Below are 14,967 nucleotides of genomic sequence, written 5' to 3'. Positions count from 1 at the left end.
ATTTGAGTGCAAGGTATCTCGATGCACGCGTCTATGAAATACGAAGAAGTACGTATTATATACGTGGTAGTACGTATAGAGGTAAATAGAAAAAAGGTGTTTGAAAAGTAAAGAAACTCGTCAAACTGAACTTGTTTCAGTTTCTCATTATGAGATTCTGAAATGAATTCAGAATGATATTTCAAGACTTACTTTTCAAACAACCTTTTTGTTAATTCTAATATATATAGTGTCTGATTGTTATATAGAAAGTAGTACTATACGCTTTACTATTTCACTCTCCCTCTGGTTGTGAACCTGCCTACCGACAGGTCTCGTAAGTACGCTTTAACGCTTCTCTCTCTTAGGTCGTGAATCTCACGAGTACGCTTTCGCGAAAGCGTATAAAGTATGATTTCCAATAACTAACTATTATAATTTTTAATCTCTTTTCTTTAGTATTGCTGGATACGTCCAGCATTCAATTGGATGAATAATGCAATGTCATCATTGAGGATATTTCCATCCATGTTTACATCAGCACCATTATATAGATTGATTCCTCCAGAAGTACCAATAGCATTCGTGATATCTGTATTGAGGATATTTCCATCGCCTGTGGCATCTCCTGCATACACAGCAAATATGCCATTGCCCATATTTCGTAACGCTAATGTTCCTCCGTTGGCTATTGCGATATCTGAACTAAAATCAATAGATGTTTTCGTGGATGATAGTGCTATAGTATTTGCAGTGATCACTCCTAAATGATTACGGTGATTGATGGCTACATGATAGAAATCTTCATCTTGCTCAAAACTAAGCGGACTCGTACCGTCAGGATCTATTACACTACCATTACGTAATAATAAAGCCGATTGTCCATCTATCACTATAGTGTTATCTGTAGCATCTCGTAGTTCTACCCATACCCAGTCTACGACAGCATTGTCACCTGTAGTATTCAATACCGATATATCGATGGTTTTACCATCTGTATACGGAGTGGCTAGAGGAATTAAGTTGGCTACACGTAAATCATCACGCATCAAGGTTTCTTCTCCTGCATTCGGATTGGTAAAAGCGCCTTGCAGGTATACTTTAGGTGCAATCACAATATCAATATTTATAGGATTTACATTTACAGTTGTGGTACAAGTGTGCTCTGTGCCATCATCTTCAGTAAGGGATATGGTTACTTCTTGTGAATAAGGAACTGCTGCCCAATCAAAGGTGGTTTGACTCAAAGTGAGGTCTGCTATGTCATAACAAGCAAGTTGACTATACACACCTTCGTCATTGTTAAACAACATATTATAGATATTGCCATCGGTTAAGGTATATTGCCCTTGTACATTGGTTACATCAATATCAATAGGCGCACATTCAAGATTTATTTCTCGTGTATTAATCACATGCACAAGAAAATCGTGTACATAGATGTTTCCACTTTGATCTTCAATAGTCCAAGAAGAAGGGATTGATGTTCCTATATCTTCACACGTAAAAATAGTACGACCTGTAAATTCTACATTTTGGATGCTACAATTATCAGAAGAATAAAAAAAGAATTGATTAGTAAGATTTTGAAGAACTCCTCCAGTAATAATGTCAAAGGTTATTTCATCCAATACACCTTCTGTAAATGTAGGCGCAATATCATCAATCACCGTCACGGTGGCTTGACAAGAGCTGGTTTGTAGCCCATCTGAAGAGGTCATTGTTAAGGTGACCATATTTTCTCCTAAGTGATCACAGGTAAAGGTGTCTTGAGAAACTTCAAAAGTAGGGGCCACACATCCTATAGCAATACTATTATCATTGAGTTCACTAGGATCCAATTGATAGGTTCCGTTTTCATCTAATGCCACCGTAATATTTTTACAGAAGGCCGTAAATTCTCCATTTTCAGCAACTGTAACATCTACTATGCAGGAATCCGTATTTCCAAAGCCATTGGTTACCGTTAAGGTGATTTGTTGTATTCCTACATCATCACAGGTAAACGTATCGATATCTGTAGAAAATGTAATATCACAGTTTCCTGTACTACCATTATCTAATTCCATAGGATTGAGTGTAGCTGTTCCGTTTTGTAAGGCTATGGTATACGTGTCCTTACAAATAGCAACGGGAGTACTGCTATCAATAATAGTTACCATAGAGGTACACTCTGATGTATTCCCTACAAGGTCAGTCAAGATGAGCGTAATGGGTACGGTTTGCCCCAAATCTTCACATGCATAAAAGGTGTCGGTACCCGTTGCAAAAGATATCGTGCCATCGCCTGCACAAAAGAAGGAAGAATTATCATTGATGTCATCTATTGAAAGCGTCTTGAATGATTGGCCTTCTAAGTCTAGTTCAAAATCAGGTACACAATTGGCAGTAGGACCTTCATAAGGCAAGACCGTAACTTGAGTGCTACAATAACTAACAGCGCCATTTTCTGATGTCACAATTAAAAGAACCTCCCATTCTCCTACATCGCCACAATGGAATAAAGTTTCACTTGCACTAATTTGCAAGTTGTCATTACAGATTGGATGATAGGACCCATCGTCTATAAGTTGGGCAAAGTCGGGATTGTTATAGATACCATCTGCGCCTAGTGTAATAGTAATATTGTCTTTACATAGGGCTACTGGTGGTTCATTAGTAGCTCCTACTGTAAAATTATATTCAAACACCTCATCTGTATCGGTATTCGTTACCTCTAATGTATAATCACCAGCTCTTACAGTTCTGAAGATACCATCTCCCAGATAATCCCAACCATTTATAGGAAGTAATCTCCAATCTAGTGACAGATCACAATCTCCTGCATCAGCGATGGTATAATTAAATTGGATACGTCCTTGGTCATCTTCTGTACATAAGTGATTGATATATGTAAATCCAGTCACACTAATACTACATTCGTTCAGTATTTCGATATATCCGTGCTCTGTATTATTGTCATTACCTCCAGAAATGATATTTACATTAGAAGTGTATAGTGGATTGATATAGCTTCCACCGCCACCGCCATTATTAAATTCACTTCCTCCACCGCCTCCGGAATAGCCGCCACCGCCACCAGCACCTTCATCTGAAGCCCCACCGCCTCCAAAACCCCAGCCGCCTTCATAATCATCTTCAGTACCTCCGGCACCTCCAGAAGGAAAACCTTTCTTTCCCCCCATAGGATGTGTGTCTTGGTTTACACTATTGTCTCCTGTTCCGTCTGAAAATGCGCCACCGCCACCACCTGAGTGATCACGCCAATCTTCAATACCACTGCCTCCTCCATCAGCACCCTGACCATTAAGACCTCCTGCTCCTGGTACACTTCCTTCACCATTTCCTCCTGAAATAGTCGACCGTCCTCCTTGTCCGTGTTGTTTATCAACACAACCAAAGAAATGCCCTTGATATGCACCGCCACCGCCGCCAGCAACTGCAATAATTTCCCAAGTAGCATTTATATTTGCCAATACTGCAGTACCACCGCCACCACTTCCAGTAGAACCTGCAAAGCAACCAGATCTAATTTCATCCGTACCTTTTCCCCCCACAATTAAGCGTAATTCTGTACCCGCAGGTATTTGTCCAGCACTTGTATTAGATCCAATAGTTATTGTAGCTTCTGTGATGGCTCCGTTTCCTCCTCCTGCTTTACAATCACATACTTCTGCACGCCCTCCATCACCTCCTCTTACTAAAAATGTAAGTTGTGATCCTTCTTCAGCATCGGCACTTACAGTATAAGTTTGTATACTTCCCGTATAGTTGTAAACTTCTTGTCCCCACATAGCAGTTGATAGGAAACAAGTTAAAAGTAGTAAAGAGAACGTATTGATAACTGACTTATATCTAGATATTTTTAGTAGGCTGGTGTTTTTCATCTTAAAAAATTTTTAACAAATTTCTATGAATTTACATGTGTAGGAAATACGAAGAAGTACGTATTATATGCGTGGTAGTACGTATTTTAAGGAAAGGGAATAGGTATGAGGCGTCAGATATTAGGTATCGGTTATTAGCTTTTAGTTTTTTACGTTCCTACAGATATGTTGGACTTTTTTAGATTTAATTTCTACTTTGACTTTATTTTCAAAAGCGTAAATCCTAATATAGGTTGATTGTATAGTATTTCGCTTTAAGCGAAATATTACTAAATATCTTTAAAACAAATAGTGCCACTTTTTAAAAAGTAGCACTATTTCTGAGTATTTAAAATAAATGGCTATCAACCTACGATTAGTATTGCTGGATACGTCCTGCATTCAATTGAATGAATAATGTAATATCATCATTTAAGATATTCCCATCCATATTGGAGTCAGCACTATTGTATACGTTGGTTCCTCCTAAATTAGATATGGCATTAATAATATCTGTATTAAGAATATTTCCATCTCCTGAAGCATCTCCTGCATACATGGCAAAAACTCCATTTCCTATATCTACTAAGGCTAAGGAATCCCCATTTGCTAGAGTGCTATCAGCACTAAAATCTAAGGAAGTTGTGCTACTAGAAAGTGCCACGGTATTTGCAGAGATAATTCCTAAATGGTTCCGATGTTTTATGGCTACAAAATAATCTCCTTGTGGTATATTAAAGCTTACATCCGACCCAGTTACCGAAACCACATCACCATCACGTTGTATTAAAGCAGACTGAGACGCTATAATAATGGAACTATCAGTAGCATCTCTCAATTCTACCAATACCCAATCGACACTATTGTTATTAGGTTCTCCATTAGAAAATGTAGTGGTGGCTCCATCTCCATAAGGACTCAATGTCGGCACTAGATCAGCTACCCTTAAATCATCACGCATTAGATTTTCCTGACCTGTAATTGGATTTGAAGCGGGACCTTGCAAGAATACTTTTGGTCGTAATCTAATCTCTCGCATTGGATTAATTGCTCCAAAGGTTCCATTTACAGTAGGAGTATTGTCAAAAGTACTTCCATCAATCATAGTACCTGTTGAATCAAAAATAGCTCCTGAAGAAGTAGATATTTGGAAAAAATCACCTGTACTTCCTTCTCTAAAGATAGCTCCAGGAACACTTCCGATACTTGGTAGGTTGACACCTCCAAAATCAGTACCGTATAGTACATCAATGGGACAACAAGCGCCACCATCACCAACACCTACAGCATCTAAAATAGTCCCGAAAGCGGTCAAATCATCTGCTACTCCGTCATCATCATCATCAATATCGGTCATGCCAACAGTACCACTAAAAGAAGTTGTCAATACGACCGTATGCGTGGGGCCTACAATATTAGGAATGGTGACCGTTAATAATCCATTGGCATCAAATGTACCTGAAAAGGAATCGGCACTTAATACAACGCCTATTTCACTAGTATCCGTATCACCTTCAATAACTATAAAGTTTCCAACAAATGACTCTCCAGGTTCTCCTATAATTTCAATAGATTGTGGATCGTCTGTGGTCTGTGGTTGGTATTCACTTATTAAGATAGGTAAAGTAGCATTGACATTAGATACTAATGTAATGGTCGCTGTACATTCATCGGTATTACCACTAGGGTCAATTATAGTAATCATTACTTCAGTATCTCCTAGATCTGCTAGTGTAAAATCTATAGATGATTGCCCATTAATAAGAATCTCACTTATAGCAGCATTATCTGAAGAGCCACCATCTAATTGATCTCCTGTAACAGTTAAACCATTAATACCTATAGATAAAGTAATATCTTGACATACCGCAACTGGATCTTCAGTATCTGCTAGTAATACAATATCATTACCATCACCTCCTGCATAGCTAATGATTCCTACAAAGTTTCCAAAAGTAACACTACTGCCTTCAGGGAGATTATTAAATATTCCAGTCACAGCATCTGTACCGTCGTTATTTATAAGAATAACCTCATCGCCAGGTTGTATGACAAACCCACCTATAGGATTTAAAATAGCATCTGTTAAATTTACAGTCCCATTTACAATAATGTAATCATACAAATCTGTAGTAGATCCATTAATTTCGGTTTCAAATGTCCCTGATGTTATATTTAGATTTCCTGTCGTTAAAACTCCTATAAAATCTCCTCCAGGAGATATTGCTCCATCATTTGTTATGTTTACGGGGCCATTGAGAATTCCGCTTCCTGTTAATTTCCCATTGTTACCCGTAAAAATAGCAGTATCGAGAATGGTTATTTCATCAAAAGAAGAATTAAAAATAGTTTCAGACTCAAGGGTGCCAAATGTAAGCGTACTATTTGGAACTGTTTTGGCACCTTCTCCAATAAATCGAGTCGTAGTACCTGCTTGTCCGTTATAATCAATTACGGTTAATCCGGTATTTCCATCAAATACAATAGTTCCCGCTTCGTGGTTTATGGTTCCTAACTCAATAGAATCTGAAAGGACATTTCCTGTAAATGTACTTACTCCAGAACCTGTTTTAGTCACAAGGGTTTCTGTATCTATAAAAATTTCAGATGCCGTAAATGCAAACTCACTGGTAGTAATGGTTCCAAGTTCGAGATTGTCAATATCATTGAACGAAATTAACTCTAAAGGATTCGTACTACGTAATCTATTAATATCATTGGTTTCTCCTAAGAATACTGCTGTTGTACTGGCTGTAATGGTTAACTCACGAGTCGTGAGAGAAGCATCGACAGGTTGATTAATGGAAGACGTTGCTATTAAGTTTAGGTCTGAATTTCCTGCTGTTGAACTTGATCCAGAAAGTGTGATACTTCCAGGGGATACAGCAACTGTATTTTCTACATTGGTTGCAGTAGTTCTGATCGCTATAGTTACATCTGAACCTGCCGTAAAATTAGCAACTCTGAAAGCTTCTATATCGACAAAATTTCCAAAACTATGATTATTTTCTGTTTGTGTTCCATTATCTATATTTACAACTCCTGTGATATCTCTCATAGCCAGATCAGAAATATTCAGTCGTCCTGTAGAATCATTTATATTATTAAATAATCTTAAATTCAAACTTCCGGCAGTAATTTCACCTAAAACAAGGTCTGAATCGGTGCCTTCAAGGAATATATTACCTCCAATAGTTAAAGCTGCATTCTGTATAAAATTATCAATAGTGGCAATTGCCATGAAGCTACTTTCACCATTTATTGTTATAGGATCATTTATAGTGATGGTATCGTTACCTTCTTCAGAATCAAATAAAAAGCCATTAGTGATATCAGCTATAGGTACAGAAACTGAGGTGCCATTGACCAATGTTACACCTGTACTTATTTGTACTGGTGCTGTTAAACCACTTATGGTAAGTGTAGTCCCATCGTTAGAAAGCGTGATGGAATCATCAGATACTCCGCCATTCGTATCGGTAATGGTTAATATTCCAGAAGTGAGATCTACAGTAGTTTCTATAGGAGAAAGCGTCACATCATTACCGTCACCTCCGACGTAACTGATAATACCTTCATAGTCTCCAAAAGTTACCACACTTCCCTCTGGAAGATTATTAAAAGTACCAATAACCGCATCAGTATCATCATTAGATATCAAGATCATTTCGACATCATCTGGTTGTGGTACAAAACTACCTGTTGGGGCAAAATCGGCATCAGTTAAGGTGACTGTACCATCTACATCCAATTGATCAAAGGATGTATTACTAGCTATATGTGGCGCATACGTACCATTATTAAACTCAATATTATTTATAAGCCTTAAAGTTGTAGGAGTTGTACCACCACCAGGTGCAATAGTTCCGTCTAACTCTACAGTAGTAGAACCTCCTTCAAATATGGCATTTCCGCTCAAAATACCTTCAAAATCATCCACTAAAAGGGCATCTTCCAGTTCTATTAATAAATTAGTAGCTCCTGTGTTCACTGGTGCTTGAATTTGAAGTGAACCAAACTCAAGAAAAAGATCAATATCATTAAAAGTAGTAGGGCTTAAGAATCGCGTGGTCGTACCCGTTGAACCCTGATAAAATAGTTTTTCTACAGCAATAGTAGTGCCCTGAAACTCAATACTACCACCATTATGTGTAACGAAAGCCTGTGAATTGTTGGTGGAGTTAGTAATATTCAAATCTCCTGAACTTAAAATGGATAAAACCCCAGTTCCGTTTTTAAAAATATCGGTATCATCGGTTAAATTAATTGTAGTAGCAAATAGGGTGGCAGATTCAATAGTAAAGCGACCAATTTCTAAATCATCGATATCGTTGAAGACTATTAATTCCATTGACCTTCCAGTAGCTACTTCTATCGTATTAATGTCGTTGTCACCAAATAATGTGGCAATCGTTTCACCATTATTTCTTCCATCAAAGACCAAATGATCTGTCGTAATGGTACCTCCAGATTGATTGATCGTATTTTGTCCTCTTAAATAGAGATCTGAATCTCCAGCAGTGACGATATCTGCAGTTAGCGTTAAATCCCCTGGACTTACGCGAATGTCATTTCTAAATATATCGGTAGGATTTGTAGTTGTTACAGTTCCTAAAGTAAGTGGGCCTACCACCGAAAAGTTAATGGTCGCAGCTTCTAAATTAACCGTTCCGGAAAAGCTGTGAATCGAATTACTAAAGAAATCAATGTTACCGTTTGTTTGTATATCGGTTTGTCCTGAAATAGTAATTGGAGAAGGATTATTAGTATCTCGAAGGTAAGAGACATCTGAGATATTAAAGTTGACTGCAGTAAGTTCGCCTAATAGTATTGACGCATTACTGCTATTTGAGATAATAAAATCGCCACCTATATTAATATGTCCATCATTTTGGAAGGCAAAATCTGCGTTAATACCAAGTCCGGTAAGTATCATATCATTATCGCCTCCACTTAAGGTTAAATCATCTGGAATGTCAATAGTATCATCACCTCCACTTCCAATAAATTCGATTCCTGCAATGATACTTGATAAAGGTACCGTTACCGTAGTAGCATCTATCAAAAGGGGGCCTCCAGAAACGGTAGGAAGTACGAGATTACTAATAGTTAATGTTGTACCATCATTAGAAAGTGTTATTTGATCATCCGAGTCATTCTCAATATCGGTAATGGTAAGTTTCCCACCATTGAGCTCTACCAAAGTTTCAAATGGGTTTTCAATTACAGTTACATCAAATGAACATGTTCCTACATTTCCAAAAGCATCTGTGGCTTCAAATTCATTAGTTGTTGTTCCTACAGGAAATACACTACCAGAGGGTAAACCAGCTGTCTGTATGATTGTTGATTGAGATAGCTCAATAATATAATGACGCTGAAAATTATTATTTCTATCATTCCATCTACCACCGCCATTCATGGTTGTATAATCTTCACCTGCCCCAGCATCATTAGGTTCAGCTGTTGACCAATTTGAGTAGGTAGAAGTAGCATTAGGGTCATGCCAAACAAAATTATCTTCTACATTTATATCATTATATCCAATGAGAAAGTCAAACCCGAGACCTGCATCAGATACTGCAGCTCTGATAAATTCATTTTGCTCAGCATTCTCTATAGTTGCTAAGTATCCACCAACAGACTCAGCAACTAGATATGCTTCACTCGGAAAACGTTGCGTTTGCGAAATAAAATAGCTCTTATTGTTCCAAACCCCTAATAAATTAAAACCATCGGGCGTTTCTACCGTGCAATCAGAATATAGTATATCATCATAGTTTACAATAGTCGGCACACCAGGATCCGTATTAAATGTAATATCACTAGGGCAGGTTAGTTCTGGAGCATTGGCATCTACTATGGTCACTGTTGCTTGACAGGAATTAAAATTTCCATTTTGATCACTCACAGTTAGGGTCACTATATTGTCTCCAATATCCGAACAATCGAATGTATTTTGCGAGATGGATACTGAGGCAATTCCTGAATCTGCATCATTGGAATTATTATTTATCGCTCCAGTGGAAATGCTGACTGTATTATTCGAACCAAGTGTTCGTGTTATGTTGATACAATTTGCATTAGGTGCTACTTCATCCAGATAATGAATTCGAAATCTAAGGTCCCAATTCTGGGTGATGTTATCATCATCAAAATCATTAAGAAACATTCGACCATCTGAATAAGGATTGTTATTATTCAAAAGAATTTTGACTGAGAATTGGGTATCATTTCTAGTAACCCGAAAGCCATATGAAGTACCAGAAACTACGTCTGGTTCATCATCAAATACAAAATAACGCTCTCTGTTGGCGTTGTCAAAAGGAATGTCTTGTGTTTGACTTGCTAATAATATAGGATTATTACTTAAAGGATTCCTATATAATTCTACCGTCATCGAGATACCACCAATAGTACCAGAAGCCTCACGAGTCCAGAACGAAACACCTTCTATTTTTCCTGAACAAGTTGGTGTGAAGGTATTTCCATAGGTGTTTCCTCCAGCACCCCAATCAACATTTGTATTTGAGGTATTTTGGATGACATCGCTCGTGCTATCGCATTGTGCATAAGAATTCGTTTGAAAAATGCAATAGAAAGAAAGGAATAAGATAATAGTCTTAATTGTTTTCATCTTAAAGGGATTTTAGATGGGTGCAAGGTATTTTAGGTAACGCTTACGCGAAATAAGAAGAAGTACGTATTATCTACGTGGTAGTACGTATGATTTACTACGTAGTAGCATGTATAGGGGTAAAAAGAAGAGAGGTTGTTTAAAAAATAGAAAATCGTCAAACTGAACTTGTTTCAGTTTCTCATTATGAGATTCTGAAATGAATTCAGAATGACGTTTCTAATTTTCTTTTAGATAGTTTCAATGCTAAAACCAGTAAATATATTACTTGTGCTTATTTCTTTAAAAAGTATTATGCCCTATATATGCTTTACCGTTTCACTCTCCCTTCGGTCGTGAATCTCGCAAGCTCGATTTCGCGAAAGCGTATAAAATTACACTGTAATAGTGATAAAGAGATGTAGTATTTTTCTATAAAGGAATACTGAGCTGTATTTTAGTTCCTTTATCTAGATCACTCACAATATTTAATTTAGAATGAATAATCTTTGCGCGTTCTATCAGGGTTTTCATTCCTAAGCTACTGTGCTTTTTAAGTTGTTCTTCTACCAGAAATCCCTTTCCATTATCAGTAATCACTACTTCAATAGATTTTTCTTTTTTAGAAACAGTTACTGAAGCTACTTTTGCTTCGGCATGTTTGATCATATTGCTCAATGTTTCTTGTATAATACGGTATACGTGAAGTGTTGTTTCTCTGGGAAGTGTGTGGTCTATAGGAGTTATTTCATGTGTAAAAAAAGTAGTCGTGTTGGCATCTATTTCATTGATTAAAGATTCTATAGCTTTGGATAAGCCTAAACTTTCTAATGCTGGCGGATATAAACTTCTGGAGATACTCCGTAATTCTTCTAGTGTATTTCCCGCAAGTGCTTTTGCATTTTTATCTCCAAGGACAGAACCATTTTTAGAGAGTAACATGAGTTTTTGTCCTACACTATCATGTAATTCTCTAGCAAGGCGTGTACGTTCTTTTTCTTGTTCATTGATTAGTCCTTGAGAAAATTGTTCCTGTAATTGTTTTTTTGATCGTATAAACTTTTGCCTACGTACTAAATATATCATTGTAAATACTACAAGTAGTGATATACCTCCAAACAATAGCCATTGTTGTTTTACTTTATTTTTTTGATCTAAAAGGGTAATTTCATTTTGTTGTGTTGCTATTTTAAAATCTCTTTTCTCAGTTTCATATAAGGTCTGATAATAGGCCAATGCATTTACTTTTTGTACAGATTCTATGGAGTCTTTGATGCTTGTATATTTTTTATAATACTCTAATGACTTACCCGTATTACCTAATTTTTCTTCAATCCTGGATAGAAGATTATTATTATCCATAATGGCGCTATAATTTGAAGTGGTTTTAAGCATTTCAAATAAATCTATAGCAGTGTTTTTTGCGTGCGTATATTTTTTTTCAGCAAGATATACCTCGGCTAATGCTTCTGAGTACTTTCTTTTTAAATCAAAATCTGCATCAGAAGGATTTATTTTGGCTTCCAGTTTTTTTAGCATTGTCTTTGCTTGGGCAAGGCTATCGGTTCTTATATAGGACAATATCAACATCTTAAAGCTGGAAGATTCCATGCTTTTGAACCTTGGATGTTTTTCTATGAGTTGTAATTTTTTCTTATTTACCTCTATGCTTTCTTTATATTTTTTTTGTCCATAATAATTAGTGGCTTTATTTCCTAGACTAATAAGATATGCGGGAATATTATTAGAGGCTTTTGCAAGGTTTTCAATAGCATCAAGCTCTTTTTGACATTCTTCATAAAAATTGTTTTGACCATAAATAATGGATAACCCACCACGTATTCTAATAATATTAGAAGTATCCTTTCTTTTTATAAAAACAGTGAGTGCCTTTTGATATTCTTGTGATGCTGTGGCAAAATCTCCCATTTTGGTTAAAGCAAATGCTTTATACCCTTTCGTTTTTGCATATAATGAAGAGTCTTTGGCTTTGAGGGCTAATGTCATTGTTTTATCATACCAGGATAGGGATTCATGATCCAATCCAGAATTAAGATGTGCATCTGCACCTTCAAGGTATAATTTGGCTAGTATGAGTGTATCTGTTACAGGTCTGTTTTTTTCTAGGAAATCTTTAAATAATTCTAGAGCTTCTTTCGGTTTTCCAATTCTATTATTTTGATAGTATAGAAGCTCACCTAGATGTTTTGTGGCAAGGTTTACAGCATCTAATGCTATAGCATTTGAAATAGTGACCTTAGCTATTGAGTCATACTTTTGATTCCTGTTATACTTTGTTAATTGGGTAAGTGTATCCAAAAGATATAGTTTGTCAACGCCTTTTGATACGTTGATCTTCTTTTGAAGGTTATCAATTTTTAGTTGTAATGAATCTTGCTGTGAAAACAAGCATAGACTATGAGTTATTAGTATACCGAAGAGTAACTTTTTCATATTGTTATAGGGATATTTAGAGATATCACAGTCCCTTTATTAGTATCACTATCAAAATCGATATGTGCATCTAAAATTTTTGTTCTTTCTCGTAATGTACTGAGTCCTACATTTTTTTGTTGTGCAGTAACATCAAATCCTTTTCCATTGTCGGAAATAATTGCTCTAACAGTATTGTACTTATGTGTGATATGTATAGAGGCAGCTTTTGCGTTTGAGTGTTTTACCAAGTTATCTAATAATTCCTGAATAATACGATAGATGTGGAGTGTCGCCTTTTGATCAAATAGATGATCAATGGTTGCTATCTGATGTGTGAAGAATATTGTAGATTTTGCATCCATATCATCTATTAATGATTCTAAAGCTTTTGTAAGTCCTAAATTTTCCAGCGTAATAGGGTGTAAACTTCTCGAAATACTTCGCAATTCTTCTAGGGTATTTTTAGCTAAATCTTGCGCTTCCTGGTCTTCAGAAAGCGTTGTTTTTTTGGATAGTAATACTAGTTTTTGCCCCACGCTATTATGTAATTCCTGTGCTACCCGAATTCGTTCTTTTTCTTGATTCTGAATAAGACTATGCGCATATTGCGTTTGAAGTTCTTGTGCTTTTTTAGAAAATTGTTGCTTTCTCTTGTAGAGTATATACCCAGAAACCAATAAAGTCATCAAAAAGCCAATGATTAATAATCCATAGATCCTTGTCGATTTTTGTTGTAGATTTTCTGTTTCAATCCTACTGATGATTTGTTCTTTTAAGAGCATTTGAGAAGCGTTCTGTAGGGCAGCATCTCTTAATAAGCTAAGATCATTTTGTTGTTGATTTACTTCTACAGCCGTAAGGCTATCTTTAAGATGATGGTAACTTTCAGCTAATTGGTTTGCTTCTTGGAAATTCTTTTTCGCTTTCGCGAAACTTCTTTTTGTTTTGAGAAATAGTAATAATGATTCTGTATACTTTGTATAATTGATTTCTTTATGAAGGCTTTTTTCAATATCTGTAATAAGTTCTTGAGCTTTCACAAAATTTCCTTGTCGTATTTCGATATCAGCCCATTGCAAGCCTGCTCTATATCGGCGCTCTTTCCTTCCATCTACCAACTGTTGATTTGCATAAAAATTATAATTTTCTATGAAGAGTTTTTTAGCTTCCGAAAGTCTGTTTTGTGCTCTATATACTAGGGCAATATTGTCATTAAGACTCCAATTAAAGTTTCCTTGTAAATGTAAAATATCTTCATAGTCTATTTTCTTTGAAAAATAATATAAGGCAGAGTCATATTTCTTATGATTGTAATAATGGAACCCTAAATTATTCATAGAGATTAAGGGGGAGAGTTTTTTGGGATGTTTAAGATCTATATCAATCATTTTTTTATAAGCCCATGTGGTACTATCATAATTTTGAAGATTGATATAATTTGAAGCTAGGTCTGCGTAGACATCCTTTTCTAATTCAAAATTTTCTGGATATACCTTTCTAATTAAAGGAATTGCCTTTTTTGCATTTTTATTGGCTTCTTTAAATAGATTGTTTTTTGATAAAATGCTTGTATATGATTTGTAAAAAGTAACCTTAATACTGTCATGTACTTGATCTATGATATGAAGCCCTTGGTAATATCGGATGAGCTTTTTTTCAAGGGTTGCCTTATCATAGAGGCTTGTTTTATCGTTATCACTTATGATGTTACGTATTTCTTTTTCAGAACGCTGATTAATAGAAGGTGTTTGCGCAGAAACCATCCCATAGATTAAAAACCAAATAAGGCTATGATATTTTAAAATGGTTTTATACATGGCAATGGTTAAGTTCTAAAAATACAAATTCTTTCAACGTTTATTTTTTTCATTTATAAATTAAAAAAGGAGGCGTATAAAGAGCCTCCTTTCCTCGGTTTATAGTGCCACCTTCCACAACAAACCTACTTACTATTGTAATTGCTCTTTTGTTAAATTTTAACAAAAGGCAAGATATTCTATCGATGATATACTAAAAAATAAGGGGCAATACGTATTATATACGTGGTACTACGTATATAAAATAGTGTGT

Annotated in this window: 4 protein-coding genes; all 4 read right to left on the bottom strand. The window is 35.9% G+C overall.

The annotated features are described in order from the left end of the window. Positions 1-434: 434 nt before the first annotated feature. Positions 435-3,866 (bottom strand): hypothetical protein, encoded by a 3,432-nt coding sequence (locus CHB80_RS24790; protein WP_179218238.1) that lies wholly within the window; start codon positions 3,864-3,866, stop codon positions 435-437. 355 nt (positions 3,867-4,221) lie between these two features. Next, positions 4,222-10,482, bottom strand: a complete 6,261-nt coding sequence (locus CHB80_RS21615; RefSeq protein ID WP_089373605.1) for an HYR domain-containing protein — start codon at positions 10,480-10,482, stop codon at positions 4,222-4,224. Positions 10,483-10,893: 411 nt separating this feature from the next. Further along, complete coding sequence (locus CHB80_RS21610) at positions 10,894-12,915, bottom strand: tetratricopeptide repeat-containing sensor histidine kinase (RefSeq protein ID WP_089373604.1); 2,022 nt, start codon at positions 12,913-12,915, stop codon at positions 10,894-10,896. Beyond that, positions 12,912-14,714, bottom strand: a complete 1,803-nt coding sequence (locus CHB80_RS21605) for an ATP-binding protein (protein WP_089373603.1) — start codon at positions 14,712-14,714, stop codon at positions 12,912-12,914. Before CHB80_RS21605 ends, CHB80_RS21610 begins: the two co-directional genes overlap by 4 nt. Between the last annotated feature and the right edge of the window lie 253 nt (positions 14,715-14,967).

Source organism: Dokdonia pacifica (assembly GCF_900188275.1).
GTDB lineage: Bacteria > Bacteroidota > Bacteroidia > Flavobacteriales > Flavobacteriaceae > Dokdonia > Dokdonia pacifica.
Note: the sequence above shows the minus strand (reverse complement) of the source record. Positions and strands in the feature narration are given on the sequence as shown.

What these genes read in the sequence shown, in the direction of transcription:
- CHB80_RS24790 (WP_179218238.1), bottom strand. Translation starts at nt 3,866, where the DNA reads ATGAAAAACACCAGCCTACTAAAAATATCTAGATATAAGTCAGTTATC.
- CHB80_RS21615 (WP_089373605.1), bottom strand. Translation starts at nt 10,482, where the DNA reads ATGAAAACAATTAAGACTATTATCTTATTCCTTTCTTTCTATTGCATT.
- CHB80_RS21610 (WP_089373604.1), bottom strand. Translation starts at nt 12,915, where the DNA reads ATGAAAAAGTTACTCTTCGGTATACTAATAACTCATAGTCTATGCTTG.
- CHB80_RS21605 (WP_089373603.1), bottom strand. Translation starts at nt 14,714, where the DNA reads ATGTATAAAACCATTTTAAAATATCATAGCCTTATTTGGTTTTTAATC.